Annotated in this window: 17 protein-coding genes; 6 read left to right on the top strand and 11 right to left on the bottom strand. The window is 66.4% G+C overall.

Features of this window, described 5'->3' with window-relative positions:
- Positions 1–350: 350 nt before the first annotated feature.
- Positions 351–821: a transcription elongation factor GreA gene (greA, locus tag QNI11_RS18400; RefSeq protein WP_100929178.1), complete on the top strand. Its 471-nt coding sequence runs from the start codon at positions 351–353 to the stop codon at positions 819–821.
- A gap of 9 nt (positions 822–830) precedes the next feature.
- Complete coding sequence (locus tag QNI11_RS18395) at positions 831–1,829, top strand: hypothetical protein (RefSeq protein WP_283981252.1); 999 nt, start codon at positions 831–833, stop codon at positions 1,827–1,829.
- Positions 1,830–1,848: 19 nt separating this feature from the next.
- Here QNI11_RS18395 and glp read toward each other — a convergent pair whose 3' ends face one another.
- From glp to QNI11_RS18380, 3 genes are read right to left on the bottom strand one after another with little or no spacing between them, the layout of a single operon-like run.
- The gene (gene glp / locus QNI11_RS18390) at positions 1,849–3,108 is read right to left on the bottom strand and encodes a gephyrin-like molybdotransferase Glp (RefSeq protein ID WP_283981251.1); all 1,260 of its coding nucleotides are present in this window, start codon (positions 3,106–3,108) and stop codon (positions 1,849–1,851) included.
- Positions 3,099–3,923 (bottom strand): molybdopterin guanine dinucleotide synthesis, encoded by an 825-nt coding sequence (locus QNI11_RS18385; protein ID WP_283981250.1) that lies wholly within the window; start codon positions 3,921–3,923, stop codon positions 3,099–3,101. Before QNI11_RS18385 ends, glp begins: the two co-directional genes overlap by 10 nt.
- Before the next feature lie 36 nt (positions 3,924–3,959).
- Positions 3,960–4,937, bottom strand: coding sequence for a polyprenyl synthetase family protein (locus QNI11_RS18380; protein WP_283981249.1), 978 nt, complete (start codon positions 4,935–4,937; stop codon positions 3,960–3,962).
- Positions 4,938–5,009: 72 nt separating this feature from the next.
- Between QNI11_RS18380 and QNI11_RS18375 the strand changes: the two genes are divergently transcribed.
- From QNI11_RS18375 to QNI11_RS18365, 3 genes are all read left to right on the top strand, one after another.
- Positions 5,010–5,225 (top strand): DUF2007 domain-containing protein, encoded by a 216-nt coding sequence (locus tag QNI11_RS18375; protein WP_100929182.1) that lies wholly within the window; start codon positions 5,010–5,012, stop codon positions 5,223–5,225.
- Positions 5,226–5,259: 34 nt separating this feature from the next.
- Positions 5,260–5,997, top strand: coding sequence for a tRNA1(Val) (adenine(37)-N6)-methyltransferase (locus QNI11_RS18370; protein ID WP_283983531.1), 738 nt, complete (start codon positions 5,260–5,262; stop codon positions 5,995–5,997).
- 106 nt (positions 5,998–6,103) lie between these two features.
- Positions 6,104–6,277, top strand: a complete 174-nt coding sequence (locus QNI11_RS18365; RefSeq protein WP_100929183.1) for a YdcH family protein — start codon at positions 6,104–6,106, stop codon at positions 6,275–6,277.
- Between the two features lie 137 nt (positions 6,278–6,414).
- On the opposite strand, the gene QNI11_RS27675 is transcribed toward QNI11_RS18365, so the two are convergent.
- The 7 genes from QNI11_RS27675 to QNI11_RS18335 all read right to left on the bottom strand — a co-directional run bounded on the left by QNI11_RS27675 (position 6,415) and on the right by QNI11_RS18335 (position 11,956).
- Positions 6,415–6,693, bottom strand: coding sequence for an alpha/beta hydrolase (locus tag QNI11_RS27675; RefSeq protein WP_306418203.1), 279 nt, complete (start codon positions 6,691–6,693; stop codon positions 6,415–6,417).
- A gap of 33 nt (positions 6,694–6,726) precedes the next feature.
- Positions 6,727–7,029, bottom strand: a complete 303-nt coding sequence (locus QNI11_RS27670) for an alpha/beta hydrolase (protein ID WP_306418202.1) — start codon at positions 7,027–7,029, stop codon at positions 6,727–6,729.
- Positions 7,022–7,951 (bottom strand): VOC family protein, encoded by a 930-nt coding sequence (locus tag QNI11_RS18355; protein ID WP_283981248.1) that lies wholly within the window; start codon positions 7,949–7,951, stop codon positions 7,022–7,024. Before QNI11_RS18355 ends, QNI11_RS27670 begins: the two co-directional genes overlap by 8 nt.
- 161 nt (positions 7,952–8,112) lie before the next feature.
- A complete protein-coding gene (phbB, locus tag QNI11_RS18350) occupies positions 8,113–8,835 on the bottom strand; it encodes an acetoacetyl-CoA reductase (RefSeq protein WP_283981247.1) in 723 nt (240 codons plus the stop codon).
- Between the two features lie 119 nt (positions 8,836–8,954).
- Entirely contained in the window at positions 8,955–9,785 is an 831-nt protein-coding gene (locus tag QNI11_RS18345; protein ID WP_283981246.1) for a patatin-like phospholipase family protein, read from the bottom strand.
- Positions 9,786–9,825: 40 nt separating this feature from the next.
- Positions 9,826–11,001, bottom strand: coding sequence for an acetyl-CoA C-acetyltransferase (locus QNI11_RS18340; RefSeq protein ID WP_100929187.1), 1,176 nt, complete (start codon positions 10,999–11,001; stop codon positions 9,826–9,828).
- A gap of 139 nt (positions 11,002–11,140) precedes the next feature.
- The gene (locus tag QNI11_RS18335) at positions 11,141–11,956 is read right to left on the bottom strand and encodes an EAL domain-containing protein (protein ID WP_283981245.1); all 816 of its coding nucleotides are present in this window, start codon (positions 11,954–11,956) and stop codon (positions 11,141–11,143) included.
- 262 nt (positions 11,957–12,218) lie between these two features.
- Here QNI11_RS18335 and rpsD point away from each other — a divergent pair, with 262 nt between their 5' ends.
- Positions 12,219–12,839, top strand: a complete 621-nt coding sequence (rpsD, locus tag QNI11_RS18330) for a 30S ribosomal protein S4 (RefSeq protein WP_100929189.1) — start codon at positions 12,219–12,221, stop codon at positions 12,837–12,839.
- Positions 12,840–13,107: 268 nt separating this feature from the next.
- Here rpsD and QNI11_RS18325 read toward each other — a convergent pair whose 3' ends face one another.
- Entirely contained in the window at positions 13,108–13,323 is a 216-nt protein-coding gene (locus QNI11_RS18325; protein ID WP_100929190.1) for a DUF1127 domain-containing protein, read from the bottom strand.
- Positions 13,324–13,502: the final 179 nt, after the last annotated feature.

Below are 13,502 nucleotides of genomic sequence, written 5' to 3'. Positions count from 1 at the left end.
GGTTCCTGTTGAACGTCCGGACCGCCAAGCCGGGTATCACCGTTGGAATTTACCCTCTATGGTGGATTTACGTTCAGGATTTTTGCGCTGGCCACAAGAGGGCCAACAAACTGCCCGAGTCCAGAAGTTTGTTTCGTCAATCCTGACAATTGAAGCATAAACCCGCCCAACCTCGGGGCGTGCGCTGGCCGAATCGATTCCGCCATAGCAGTGCCCGTCAGGACTGCTCAGCACGCGCGGCGCCGCCGTTCCGCGAAAACATGCTGGCAACCGCGGCCCGGACACTTTACATCGTGGCCGACGGCGACAACACTCGCACCCGACGCTTCTCTCAGCAAAGAAGATCTTAAATGGACAAGATCCTGATCACCCGCGCGGGCTTCACCGCGCTCGAAACAGAATTGAAACAGCTCAAGTCCGTGGAGCGCCCGGCCATCATTCAGGCTATTTCGGAGGCGCGCGAACTCGGCGACCTCAAGGAGAATGCCGAGTACCATTCCGCGCGCGAAAAGCAGGGATTCATCGAGGGCCGGATCAAGGAACTCGAGAGCGTGATCGGTCTGGCCGAGGTCATCGACCCGGCCTCGCTTTCCGGCTCCATCAAGTTCGGCGCCACCGTGACCGTGGTCGATGAGGACACCGACGAAGAGAAGACCTGGCAGATCGTGGGCGAACACGAGGCCTCGATCGAGAAGGGTCTTTTGAACGTCAAATCGCCCATCGCTCGTGCCCTGATCGGCAAGGAAGAAGGCGACAGCGTCGAAGTGCGCACGCCCGGGGGCGAAAAGTCTTACGAGATCCTTTCGGTCTCCTACAAGTAAGCGGGCCAGATGGCGGAACCAAAGGAAGCCCGTCCGACGCTGCCCGGCCTCTACAGCCGCGGCGAGGCGGCGGGCATCACCGCGGTCGAGATCACGGCGCTTGTGCTGTCGGTGATCTGGCTGATCGTGGCATCGTCCTATTTCCTGACCGGCGGCGACACCGGCGCCGAGGGCCTGCGGTTCCTGCAGGTCCTGATGGCGATCGTGCTGCCCGTGGCGATGATATGGGTGGCTGCCATGGCGATCCGCGCCGCGAAGGTGATGCGCACGGAAAGCGCCCGGCTTCAGGCGGCCATCGATGCGCTGCGCCAGGCCTATGTCGCGCAGTCACAGGCCGGGAAGGGCCAGCAGCCGCATCCGGCGGTGCTGAAGCGGCTCGACGAACTGGGCGGCGGCGTGCGCAATCTGGAAACCACGCTGGCCATGCTGGGCGGTATCCGGCAGGCCGATCCCATGGCACTGCAGTCGCCCTCCGAACAGGCAGAGGACAACCAGCCGACGCTCTCGCTTGGCACGCCTGCCGAGGCGATGCAGCCGCCGCTGTCGAACGAGGACCTGATCCGCGCGCTGCATTTCCCCGAGACCGCCGAGGACGAGGCGGGCTTTGCCGCGCTGCGCCGTGCCCTGCGCGACCGGTCCGCGGCCAAGCTGATCCAGGCGGCGCAGGACGTGCTGACCCTGATGAGCCAGGACGGCATCTACATGGACGATCTGCGCCCGGATATGGCGCGCCCCGAGGTCTGGCGCGCCTTTGCCCGGGGTGACCGGGGCCGCACCATCGCGCCGCTGGGTGGCGTGCACGACCGCTCCTCGCTGGCACTTACGGCTGCGCGGATGCGTGAGGACACGATCTTCCGCGACGCGGCGCACCACTTCCTGCGGCGCTACGACCAGATGTTCGCCAATGTCGAACCGGGCTTCTCGGACGAGGATATCTCGGCCTTCGCCTCGACGCGGACATCGCGCGCCTTCATGCTGCTGGGACGGGTCGCCGGGACCTTCGACTGATCCTAACGGGCGGGCCGCGCTACAGCCCGAAACTGCCGTAGGGGATGAACCGCACGAGGTCGCCCGGTTCGATATCACGGCCGCCGTCCTCCAGCTCCACCAGGCCCTCCGCCCAGCTCAGGCCCGACACACGCCCCGATCCTTCGGAGGCGAAAACCTCTGCCCGGCCCTCGCGGATGCGGGCGCGCAGGTATTCCCGGCGGCCCGGTTTCTTGCGTTTCGTGAAGGCGGCGGGCACGTCGAACCCCACCGGCGCCTGCCAGCCCGCCCCGGCCAAGAGCCCCATGGCGGGACGTGCGAAGACCAGCATGCAGACGAAGGCCGCGACAGGGTTGCCCGGAAGGCCGAACACCGGCACCCCCTGCCACATGCCAAGCGCCAGCGGCCGCCCGGGTTTCAGAGCGATGCGCCACTCCGCCAGGGCGCCCGTCTCGCGCAGGAGGGCAGAGACATGATCCTCGTCGCCCGCCGATGCACCGCCGGAGGTCAGGATGGCGTCCACCGCGCCCACCGCCCCGTCAAGCCGCGCGCGCAGGGCGTTGCGGTCGTCGCGCACGTGGCCCAAGTCGATGGCCTCGTACCCGAAGCGCGCCGCCATGCTCAGCAGCATCGGGCGGTTGGCGTCGAAGATCTGGCCCGGCGCGGCCGTCCTGCCCGGCTCCACGACCTCGTCGCCGGTCGACAGCACGCCCACCCGCAGGCGCGAGAAGACCGGCAGGGCACCGTGGCCCACGGCGGCAGCCAGTGCCAGATCGGCGGGCGTCAGGACCCGGCCTGCCGACAGGGCGGTGACACCTTCGGCCACGTCCTCGCCTACCTTGCGGGTGTTTGCGCCGCGTTTCACCGGCCCGCGAAAGGCGACCTCACCCTCTCCGACGGCGCAATCCTCGTCCAGCACCACAGTGTCGACACCTTCCGGCAGCGCCGCGCCGGTCAGGACGCGCACGGCGGCACCTCCGGGCACGCGGCCCGAAAAAGGCGCCCCGGCGGCGGAGCGTCCCTCCACCAGCGGCAGGACCACGTCGCCTTCGCCGACAGCGCCAGCAGCAAAACCGTAGCCATCGACGGCGGTGTTGGCCTCCGGCGGGTTGGACCGGCGCGCCACGATGTCGTCTGCCAGCACCCGGCCCACGCCATCCCCAAGCGGAACGTCCTCTCGCGCGACGACCGGCGACAGCCTTTGCCGCAGCATGCTCAGCGCCGCGTCCACCGGGGTCCAGTCCACGCCCGGGGGCAGGGCGAAGCAGTCGTTGCGCAAGGGGGGCGGTTTCAGCGGCATATGTCCTGCAACTCCTCTTCGAAGCCAAGCCCGAGGATCCAGCCTTCCTCGGTCCGGGCGTCCGGTACGTCGACGGCCAGCATCGCCTCCAGCCTGTCGGGGTTCAACCGGCCAATGCCGCGCGCCAGCAGATCGACCTGTGCCGCGTCGCGGATGCCCTCCGTCTTACGCACCACCGGCTCGATCAGTCCGGGCCAGACTTCGGTGAAGACGACGGGGGCGTCCACCGGCTCGAACGGCCAGACTGCGACCGGAAAGCGTCGCCTCAGCCGCGACAGGACCGGAAGGCCCATCAGCACCTGCGATCCGACCGAACCCGCGCCCGCCAGTTGCCAGACGGTGAAGGTGCCGCGCGACCGGGTTTCGCAAACCCGCCTGTCGTCGAACGGATTGGCATAGCCGGATTTGGTCCGCGCCAGTCCCGGCACGTCACGCTTCAGCCCGTTGCCCCAGAACGGACCGGGGGTGCCAAGCGACAGGTTGATCCCTCCGGCCAGGTCGAAGCGGTTGTTGGCGCGTGGCGTGTCCTCGATCCGCGCCTCAAGCCAGTCCCAGAGGTCGAGAACGCCGCCGCCGCAGAGGGCCTGCGCCACGCCGACCGGATAGCCGAAGGGGAAGTCGAACCCGACCATGAGCCGTGCGCCTGCGGCCAAAGCATCGGCAATCCGCTCTGACAGCATGTCCTCGGCGGTCTGGCGGTTGCGGCAATAGACCGGCGCGCGGCCGGTCTCGCCGATCCAGATCGCGTCACGTGTGGGGCGGGGGCCGCGGTCGTTGCCGCCGGACCAGTCGACCATCATCACTCGGTCGAACATCACCGGACCCAGCCCGGCGTCACGCGCAGGGACACCTCAGCTGACCCGCGACACCACGTAGTCGCTGAGGTCGATCAGCAGGTCGCGCAGGTCGCTGGCGGGCAGGGTCTGCATCGCGGTCTTCGCCCGCTCGGCCCAGGCGAGGGCCTCCTGCCGGGTCTCCTCGAGCGCGCCATGGCGGTCGAGCAGGCGCAGGGCCTCCTCCAGATCGCCGTCGCGCTGGTCGCCCTTCTCGATGACCCGCTTCCAGAACGCCTTTTCCGTGTCGTCCGCCCTGGCGAAGGCCTTGATCAGCGGCAGCGTCAGCTTGCGTTCGCGGAAGTCGTCGCCGACGTTCTTGCCGGTCGCGTCGCCGCCCCAGTAGTCCAGCAGGTCGTCGACGATCTGGAAGGCGATCCCCAGCGCATCGCCGTAGTCGAACAACGCTCGCACGTCCTCTTCGGGCCGTCCGGCGATCACGCCGCCCACCTCGGTCGCGGCGGAGAACAGCGCCGCCGTCTTGCCGCGCACCACCTGCAGGTAGATGTGTTCGGTGGTCGACAGGTCCTGCGCGGCGGTCAGCTGCAGGACCTCGCCCTCTGCGATGGTCGCCGCCGCGTCCGACAGGATGCGCAGGACACGCAGGTTGCCCGTCTCCGTCATCAACTGGAAGGAGCGCGCAAAGAGGTAGTCGCCCACCAGAACCGACGACTTGTTGTCCCACAAAAGGTTCGCCGTGGGCCGGCCCCGGCGCCGTTCGCTTTCGTCCACCACGTCGTCGTGCAGCAGTGTCGCTGTGTGGATGAACTCCACCGTCGCGGCGAGGTGCACGTGATAGGGGCCGTCGTAACCGCAGAGCTTGGCCGAGGCGAGGGTCAGCATGGGCCGCAACCGTTTGCCGCCGGCCTCCACGAGGTGCGCCGTCACCTCCGGGATCCGGGGGGCATGCCGGGAGGCCATCCGTTCCCGGATCAGGTCGTTCACGGCCGCCATTTCGGTCGCCAGATCAGCGGCGAGGCGTTCGTGCGGTTTCATGCGTGGCTGATCCAACATCGCGCTCCTGTCCAAGGCTCGACAATCGCCGGGCCCTGTCCTTAAATCCCTGTCATGGAAGAGCTTCTACGCACCACCGATATCACCGTGATCCCGTTGGCCAAGACCCTTCTGGACGCTGAGGGTATAGCCAGCTTTGAGCTGGACGTAAACATGAGCGTCCTCGAAGGATCCCTCGGCATTTTGCCGCGCCGGCTGATGGTCCTGTCCAGCGATCTGGACCGCGCCCGCCGCCTCATGCAGGAGGCCGGAGTGGACATTGCGCGTTGACCCGTTCGACCTCCCGGACCTGACGCGCGACGCCATGCTGGGCGGGCGTGTCATGGTGCTCCAGCCGCGCGACGGCTACCGGGCGGGCACCGATCCGGTGATCCTTGCCGCGTCGGTGCAGGCGCGGGCCGGAGAGGCCGTACTGGAACTGGGCTGCGGCGGCGGGGCCGCGCTGTGCTGCCTCGGCTGGCGCGTGCCGGGGCTCGCGTTGTCGGGGCTGGAGATACAGCCGGGCTACGCCGATCTCGCCCGCCGGAACCTCGACGGCAACGGGCTGAACGGAGAGATCCACGAGGGCGACGTGGCCGCGCCCCCCGCCGCGCTGAAGGCCCGCAGTTTCGACCATGTGATCGCCAACCCGCCTTACTTCGAGGCGGGCAAGGGGCTGTCCGCGCAGGACGGCGGGCGCGGCAAGGGCCGCACGGGTGACGTACCGCTGTCGGTCTGGGTCGACACCGCCGCGCGCCGCCTGAAGCCCAGGGGGCACGCCACCTTCATCCAGCGGGTAGAGCGCCTGCCCGAGTTGATGGCCGCCATGCAGGCCGTGCTGGGCGGTCTGGAACTGCTGCCGCTGCTGCCCCGTCCGGGCCGTCCGCCGCGACTCGTTCTGCTGCGCGGGCGGAAAGAGGCGCGCACCCCCTTCAGGTTCCATCCGCCGAAGGTGATTCACCCTGAGGGTGTCATGGGAAACGGGCAAAAGAATTACTCGGAATGCTTCTTTTCCGTCATGACGGAGGGTGCGCCGTTAACTTTCGAGCCGGATTTCGGCTGATTTCCGCAATTTTTGAAGGTTTCGACAACCCATTTTGCACGCGCCGCGTGACAGATTGATGAAGCTGTGGTGCACTGTTCCTACCAACCAGCGAAAGGAGGATCCCATGAGCTTGAGTTCGCATCTGCAGGAACTGAAGAAGAAGCACCATGCCCTGTCCGAGGCCGTGGAGCAGGCGCAACGCGCGCCCAGTACCGACGACCTGCAAATCGCGCACCTGAAAAAGCAGAAATTGAGGATCAAGGAGGAGATTACGCGCCTTTCGTCCGCCGTCGCCTGACGCACGGCGGAGCGGCCTGTCCTGAGACAACCGCTCAGGACAGGTTCGCCGACTTGGTGGAAGCCAACGCCTTGCCCGACGCACCGGGCAACGCCTTGTTTTCCGGACATCGCTGAAAGCACACCGCCCGGGGGTGGTCAGGCGGGTTTTGGCGTGTCCGCAAGGAAGCCTGCAAGCGCCTGCACCTCTGGCTGCGCGATCTCGTGACCGCCGGGGTGCCAGAGGGTGTCCACCTTTGCGCCCTGCGCCGAAAGCCAGCCGACGAACGACCGTGTCAGAGGGGCCGGGCAGATCGGGTCGCGCTCCCCTGCGGTGACGAGCACGCGGGCGCCGTCGAGGCCCGGCTGTGTGTCCGGGTCCCAGGGGATCAGCGGATGCAGGAGCGCGAGGTCGGTGAACAGGTGTGGCGCACGCATCGCGACGGCGGCAAGGATGTTCGCGCCATTGGATTAGCCCAGCCCGACGACCCGCGTTGCACCGACACGCCCCTTCGCCGTCTCGACGAACTCCGCCATGGCGGCCGCGCGTGTCCAGAGGTCGTCCATGTCGTAGACGCCCTCCGCCTTGCGCCGGAAGTACCTCAGCGCCCCATGTTCGGAGACGTCGCCGCGCGGCGATATCACATGCGCGCCGTCCAGCACCTGCCGGGGGAAGTCGTGGAACTGGTGTTCGTCGCCACCCGTGCCGTGGAAGGTGAAGACGAGGGGCGCGCCCGGCGCGCCTCCGGTCTCCGCAAAGACGTGGTCAGTCATGGATCGGCTCGAGCCGCTTTTCCAGTTGCGGGCGCAGGTGTTCGTGCTGCGTCGGCAAGCGCAGGGCCTCGCCCAGGTGCGCGGTGTCCTCGTCCCGGTCGAACCCGGGTTCGTTGGTCGCGACCTCGAACAGCACGCCGCCGGGTGTCCGGAAATAGATCGCCCAGAAGTAATCCCGGTCGATCACTGGCGTCACCTGATAGCCGGTGTCCATCAGCGCCTTGCGCACCTCCAGCTGCTTCTCGCGGTTGTCCACCGAGAAAGCGATGTGGTGCACGCTGCCGGCGCCTTGGTCGGCGCGACCTGCATCGACCTCGGTGATGTCCATCACCTGTGCTTCGTTGCCGTTGGGCACGCGGAAACGGGTAACGTTGTTCTCCGCATCGTCCTTTTCGTAGCCCATGAAGCGCAGCAGTTCCGCACTGGCCTGCGCATCCTGTTGCGACAGCCGCAGGTCGGCGGAGTGGAAGCCGCGGATCGCCACGTCGGCGGGGACATCGGCCACCCAGGGGGCGCGGTCGTCTTCGGCCGCGACAAGTGCAAAGCCGTCACCGTCCGGTCCCTTGAACATCAGCCGCTGCTCGCCAAGCCGGTCCGTGCGGATCAGCCCGTCGACCTTGTGCTCGGCCAGCCGGGTTTCCCAGAAGGGCAGGGCGTCCTTCGGCACGCTGAACACGGTCGTGCCGACCTCGCCGGTGCCGGGACGGCCAGGGCTGGCGTTCGGGAAGGGGAAATAGGTCATCACCGTGCCGGGCGTGCCGATCTCGTCGCCGTAGTACAGGTGATAGACGTCCGGGGCGTCGAAGTTCACCGTCTTCTTGACCCGTCGCAGGCCTAGAACCTTGGTGAAGAAATCGTTGTTCTCCTGCGCGCCCGAGGCGAGCGAGGTCACGTGGTGCAGTCCGTTGATCTGGGTCAGCATGGCTGGGTCCTCCTTCATGGCAAGGATATAGCGGCAGCGGCCCATCAAGGTAGTCCAAGCGTCCGCGCCCGATCGGTGCGAAAATGCACACATGAAAAAGAAAAAGGCCCCGACCGTGCAGTCGGGACCCTCTGGTTTGATCGATCCGGCGGAGCGTCCGCTCAGACGAAGAACTGTGCGCCGTTCGCAGAGATCGTGGAGCCGTTGATGAAACCCGCGTCGTCGGAGGCGAGGAACACGACACAGCGCGCGATTTCTTCCGGCTCGCCAAGGCGGCCCGCCGGGATCTGGGCGATGATCGAGTCGCGCACCTTTTCCGGCACCGCCATGACCATCTCGGTCGCGATGTAGCCCGGGCAGATCGCGTTCGCGGTGATCCCGGCGCGGGCGCCTTCCTGGGCCAGCGACTTCACGATGCCGAGGTCGCCCGCCTTGGTCGCGGCATAGTTCACCTGCGCGAACTGGCCCTTCTGGCCGTTGATCGAGGAGATCACGATGACCCGCCCGAACTTGCGCTCGCGCATGCCCGGCCAAACCGGGTGCACGGTGTTGAAGACGCCGGTCAGGTTGGTGTCGATCACCTCTTTCCATTGTTCGGGGGTCATCTTGTGGAACGGCGCGTCACGGGTGATGCCCGCGTTGGCGACGACCACGTCGATGGGACCCAGGTCCGCCTCGACCTGCGCGATACCCGCCTTGGACGATTCGTAGTCCGCGACGTTCCACTTGTAGGTCTTGATGCCGGTCTCTTGGGTGAACGCGGCGGCCTTCTCGTCGTTGCCTGCATAGGTGGCGGCGACAGTGTAGCCCTCCGCCTTCAGCGCCTTCGAGATGGCCTCACCGATGCCGCGGCTGCCGCCGGTGACGAGTGCAACTCTTGCCATGGGAACTCCTCCAGTCAGTGGCTTAATCGTTGGTAACTTTGTTACCTTCCTGTTTTAACTTGCGCAACAAAGTTGCTTTAATTTTCTCCGCTTCTGCGGTTTTTATACAGTTTCCGGCCTCAGACCCCTCCAAGGTAACGCTCTGCATCGCGTTCCCCCAAGGCCCAGGTGTCCCGCAGCTTCTGCGGGTCGGTGAAATCTATCTTGTCGGCGGGCGTCTCCCTGCCCGGCCAGACGTAGGTGCGGCCCGCCACATCGGGCAGCTTCTTGTACTCGCGGGTCAGCAGCACCAGCGTCTCGCCCTTGTCGGGAACGGGCATCGGCGCCTGGTCGGCCATGCCGCCGTCGACCACCCGCCGTCCTTCCCACAGGGGCGGCTCGAACACCGGGGGGATGACCGCGGCCGCGCTCACGAGGTCGGCGAGCCGCCCGTCGCGCGCTGCGGCGTTTGCGTCGATCAGGTTCGACGTCAGGCCCATCTTCTCCGCCCAGTTGAAATGTGGCGATCCGACGATGTGCAGTTCCGCCTCGTAGGTGGCCGCCAAGGCGGTGCCGGTCAGCGTCGCCAGCCCGGTTTCCGGCGGATGCGCGATCTGGATCTGGAAGGCGGGGCCCTCCGCCACCTTGCGCGTCGCCTCATCGTCCAGCACGCGGTTGACCACGTCGCAATACAGTTCCTGATGCGGGGTGATGCCGTTCTCGTCCGCCTCGAACAGGTCGATGTTCGTGTCGCGCCGTTCAAACGCGTCGCACATCGTGTCCAGCAGGCGGCGTTCGATGCCCGCGATCCACGCAGCCCCCGCCAGCGCGCCGCCGCTGACGCCGGTCACGCGTTCGGGCGCGAAGGACATGTCCTTCGCGAGCCGGGTCAGGAAGCCGCCCTGCCAGAAGCAGCGCAGCCCACCACCGGAAAAGACGATCTGGGCGGGGTCTTCGGGAAGTCTTGTCATGAAGGGAAACGGGCCCCGAAGGGCCCGCCTCTGTTCCGTCTTACGGACGCTCGACGCAGAGCGCGACGCCCATGCCGCCACCGATGCAGAGCGTGGCGAGGCCCTTCTTGGCGTCGCGGCGCTTCATTTCGAACAGCAGGGTGTTCAGGACACGGCAGCCCGAGGCCCCGATCGGGTGGCCGATGGCGATGGCGCCGCCGTTCACGTTCACGATGGCCGGATCCCAGCCCATGTCCTTGTTCACGGCACAGGCCTGTGCGGCGAAGGCTTCGTTGGCTTCCACGAGGTCGAGGTCGCTCACCGACCAGCCGGCCTTTTCCAGCGCCTTGCGCGATGCGTGGATCGGGCCGACGCCCATGATCGACGGGTCGAGACCGGCGGTCGCGTAGGACGCGATGCGGGCCAGCGGCTCGATCCCGCGCTTCTCGGCGTCGTCGGCGGACATCAACAGGACACCGGCCGCGCCGTCGTTGATGCCGGAGGCGTTTGCCGCGGTCACGGAGCCGTCCTTGGTGAAGGCCGGACGCAGTTTCTGCATGGCGTCCATCGTTGCGCCGTGGCGGATGTACTCATCCTTGTCCATGACGATGTCGCCCTTGCGGGTCTTGATGGTGAAGGGGATCACCTCGTCGTCGAACTTGCCGGCCTTCTGCGCGGCCTCGGCCTTGTTCTGGGATGCGACGGCGAATTCGTCCTGCATCTCGCGGGTGATCTGCCACTGGTCGGCCACGTTCTCGGCGGTCTGGCCCATGTGGTAGCCGTTGAACGCGTCCCAGAGGCCGTCCTTGATCATCGTGTCGATGTACTTCACGTCGCCCATCTTGTGCGCCTGGCGCAGGTTCTGCGCGTGGGGGCTCATGGACATGTTTTCTTGGCCGCCGGCGCAGACGATGGCGGCGTCGCCCAGCATGATGTGCTGCGCACCCAGTGCAACGGCGCGCAGGCCCGAGCCGCAGACCTGGTTGATGCCCCAGGCGGCCGATTCCTTCGGCAGGCCCGCGTTGATGTGCGCCTGACGGGCAGGGTTCTGGCCCTGAGCGGCGGTCAGAACCTGGCCGAGAATGGTTTCCGAAACCTCGTCCTTCGAGATGCCGGCGCGGGCGACCAGCGCCTCCAGCACGGCAGCACCCAGATCGTGCGCCGGGGTGTTGGCGAACGATCCGCCAAAGCTGCCGACGCCGGTGCGGGCAGCGCTTGCGATAACGACATTGGTCATGTGGTGTCCTCCTGGCCAAGCGTAAATGTAAACGCGAGCCCGCGGGGCGCGGACCGCTTCTGTCTCGCCTGTCGAGGGAATGGACTAAACGATTTTTCCACCCTCCAAAAGAGGCAGGGTGTCTCAGAGCGACGTTGCGTCAGGCCTGGCGGCGGGTCTGCTCTGCCCGCCATGCGGGTGTGACGGTGGGTGCCGCGTAGAGATACCCCTGAAGGCAATCGACCCCCAGGCGGGCAAGGCAGTCGGCATCTGCCTGCGTCTCGACGCATTCGGCGACTGTGAACATGTCGAAGTGTTCGGAAATGCTGACCATGGCGCCGACAAGGACCTGGTTGTCGGGATCCTTGGCAATGCCGCGACAGAATTCCCCGTCGATCTTCAGGATGTCGAAGCTGAAGTCCTTGAAATGCCGCAGAGCGGTGTAGCCGGAGCCGAAATCGTCGATGGCGAAGGTGATTCCCTTCTTGCGCAGGTCGTCCATGAAGGTGGTGACCAGTTCGGGCACCAGCATGGCGGAGTGTTCCGTGATCTCGAGAATCAGCCGTTCGGCCACGGTGGGGTCGTCGGAGATGCCCCGATGCAGCGTGCGCATCCACTTCTTGTAGCCGATGGACCGCGCCGACATGTTGACCGACAGCCGCAAGCTCGGCACGCGGCGCAGCTCGCTCAGACCCTTTTCCAATGCGATGCAGTCCAGAAGCCGCCCGTACTCGGTGTCTTCGACGGTATCGATGAACTCTCCGGCGGGAATCACCCGCCCGGTGTCGTCGAGGACGCGAATCAGCCCCTCCTGGAAAGCGGCCCGGTCCGGTTGCGCCGCCTGCACGACCGGCTGGAAGGCGAGGATGACCTGACGGTGCTGGATCGCACGGCGCACCATGTCCATGACGCCCGCGTCGCGCGCGTCGACCGCGTGTTCCAGGGCATTGCGCGGGCCGGTGGTGATCTTCGGCATGGGGGGCGCTCCGTGTTCGCCGGGGGGAGTCGGTGTGGCGGCATTTGAAAGGCGCGGGGTTAAGTCCGGTTTAAAGCGCGCCTTTGCGTCGAATTGGACCCGCCGGCGGGGCAGAGGCTTGACTCTCCACCGGGGCAGTGTATTTGGGCCGCTCCATTGGTGTTGGTGGCCCCCGCAAGGGGATGCCTGTCACTCCGGGGCGCGGGGCAACCCGTCCGGGGAGAGGACAACGCCCTTCGAAACACAAAGAAGGAGATCAGCCGTGACCAAACGCACGACTGCCAAGTACAAGATTGACCGCCGCATGGGCGAAAACATCTGGGGCCGCCCGAAGTCCCCGGTCAACCGCCGCGAGTACGGCCCCGGCCAGCACGGCCAGCGCCGCAAGCAGAAGATGTCCGACTTCGGCCTTCAGCTGCGCGCCAAGCAGAAGCTGAAGGGCTACTACGGCGACCTGACCGAAAAGCAATTCCGCCGCATCTTCTCGGACGCGGAACGTGCGAAGGGTGACACCGGCGAGCTGCTGATCGGCCTGCTCGAGCGCCGCCTCGACGCCGTCGTCTACCGCGCCAAGTTCGTGCCGACCGTCTTCGCCGCCCGCCAGTTCGTGAACCACGGCCACGTGACCGTGAACGGCCAGCGCGTGAACATCCCGTCCTACCGCGTGAAGGAAGGCGACGTGATCGAGGTCCGCGAGAAGTCCAAGCAGATGGCCGCCATCCTCGAAGCGACCCAGCTGCCGGAGCGTGACGTTCCCGACTACGTCGAAGTCGACCACAACAAGCTGACCGCGACCTTCGTGCGCACCCCGGGCCTCTCGGACGTGCCGTACCCGGTGATCATGGAACCGAACCTGGTCATCGAATACTACGCACAGAACTAAGCGTACCCCGGCTTTGCCGGCATGTGTTCGGGGCCGTCCTTCGGGGCGGCCCTTTCGCGTTTCCGGGGCCCAGCACCGTGCTGCCCTGCGGTCGGTCGGGTGGCGTGAGGTTTGGCGCCCTGAGCGTGGCACGCCAGCAAAGGGCCAAGCGGGGCAGGGCGGACGCAGGGGCGCCGTCATCCTGCGATGGGCTCCGGACAAAACAAAACCGCCGCGGCCTTCATGGCGCGCGGCGGTTTGAAATCAAAGGGACGCGTCGCCCCTGAATTCAGACGTAGAACACGTCGCGGAAAACGTGACGTGCGATTTCATCGCGCTTCAGGCCGCGCTTTGCCAGGTCCGCATCGGACATTGCGTGCAGACGCTCGATTTCCTTCATGCGGTGGCTGCTCTCGGCGATGCGGGCGAGGCCCTCCATCATGCCGTTGAACATGTCCGCCAGGACGTTGCGGCGCGGTGCGCTCTCGTGTGTGATATGTGCCATTTTCTTGCCTCTTCGGTTGGGTTGCCCCTCCGTGACAACAAGTTATGCCGCAGTGCGGCGATCTTCCAGTGCGGATGCAGCATACCCGCCACAGCGCTCATGCATGGCTGATGAACCGAGGCTCAGGGACCGTCCCGCCCCGACGCCGGCAAACGGCCACTGGACCTTTGACCTCCCGG

Origin of the sequence: Sagittula sp. MA-2, from assembly GCF_030126985.1 — a bacterium.
GTDB lineage: Bacteria > Pseudomonadota > Alphaproteobacteria > Rhodobacterales > Rhodobacteraceae > Sagittula.
This window is presented reverse-complemented; position numbering and strand designations above follow the sequence as displayed.

Coding starts and splice junctions, on each gene's coding strand:
- QNI11_RS18335 (WP_283981245.1), bottom strand. CDS start 11,956: ATGCCGAAGATCACCACCGGCCCGCGCAATGCCCTGGAACACGCGGTC.
- QNI11_RS27675 (WP_306418203.1), bottom strand. CDS start 6,693: ATGCGTGCGCCACACCTGTTCACCGACCTCGCGCTCCTGCATCCGCTG.
- QNI11_RS18385 (WP_283981250.1), bottom strand. CDS start 3,923: ATGTTCGACCGAGTGATGATGGTCGACTGGTCCGGCGGCAACGACCGC.
- QNI11_RS18340 (WP_100929187.1), bottom strand. CDS start 11,001: ATGACCAATGTCGTTATCGCAAGCGCTGCCCGCACCGGCGTCGGCAGC.
- QNI11_RS18345 (WP_283981246.1), bottom strand. CDS start 9,785: ATGACAAGACTTCCCGAAGACCCCGCCCAGATCGTCTTTTCCGGTGGT.
- glp (WP_283981251.1), bottom strand. CDS start 3,108: ATGCCGCTGAAACCGCCCCCCTTGCGCAACGACTGCTTCGCCCTGCCC.
- QNI11_RS18355 (WP_283981248.1), bottom strand. CDS start 7,951: ATGCTGACCCAGATCAACGGACTGCACCACGTGACCTCGCTCGCCTCG.
- QNI11_RS27670 (WP_306418202.1), bottom strand. CDS start 7,029: ATGACTGACCACGTCTTTGCGGAGACCGGAGGCGCGCCGGGCGCGCCC.
- QNI11_RS18325 (WP_100929190.1), bottom strand. CDS start 13,323: ATGGCACATATCACACACGAGAGCGCACCGCGCCGCAACGTCCTGGCG.
- phbB (WP_283981247.1), bottom strand. CDS start 8,835: ATGGCAAGAGTTGCACTCGTCACCGGCGGCAGCCGCGGCATCGGTGAG.
- QNI11_RS18380 (WP_283981249.1), bottom strand. CDS start 4,937: ATGAAACCGCACGAACGCCTCGCCGCTGATCTGGCGACCGAAATGGCG.
- QNI11_RS18395 (WP_283981252.1), top strand. CDS start 831: ATGGCGGAACCAAAGGAAGCCCGTCCGACGCTGCCCGGCCTCTACAGC.
- greA (WP_100929178.1), top strand. CDS start 351: ATGGACAAGATCCTGATCACCCGCGCGGGCTTCACCGCGCTCGAAACA.
- QNI11_RS18365 (WP_100929183.1), top strand. CDS start 6,104: ATGAGCTTGAGTTCGCATCTGCAGGAACTGAAGAAGAAGCACCATGCC.
- QNI11_RS18375 (WP_100929182.1), top strand. CDS start 5,010: ATGGAAGAGCTTCTACGCACCACCGATATCACCGTGATCCCGTTGGCC.
- QNI11_RS18370 (WP_283983531.1), top strand. CDS start 5,260: ATGCTGGGCGGGCGTGTCATGGTGCTCCAGCCGCGCGACGGCTACCGG.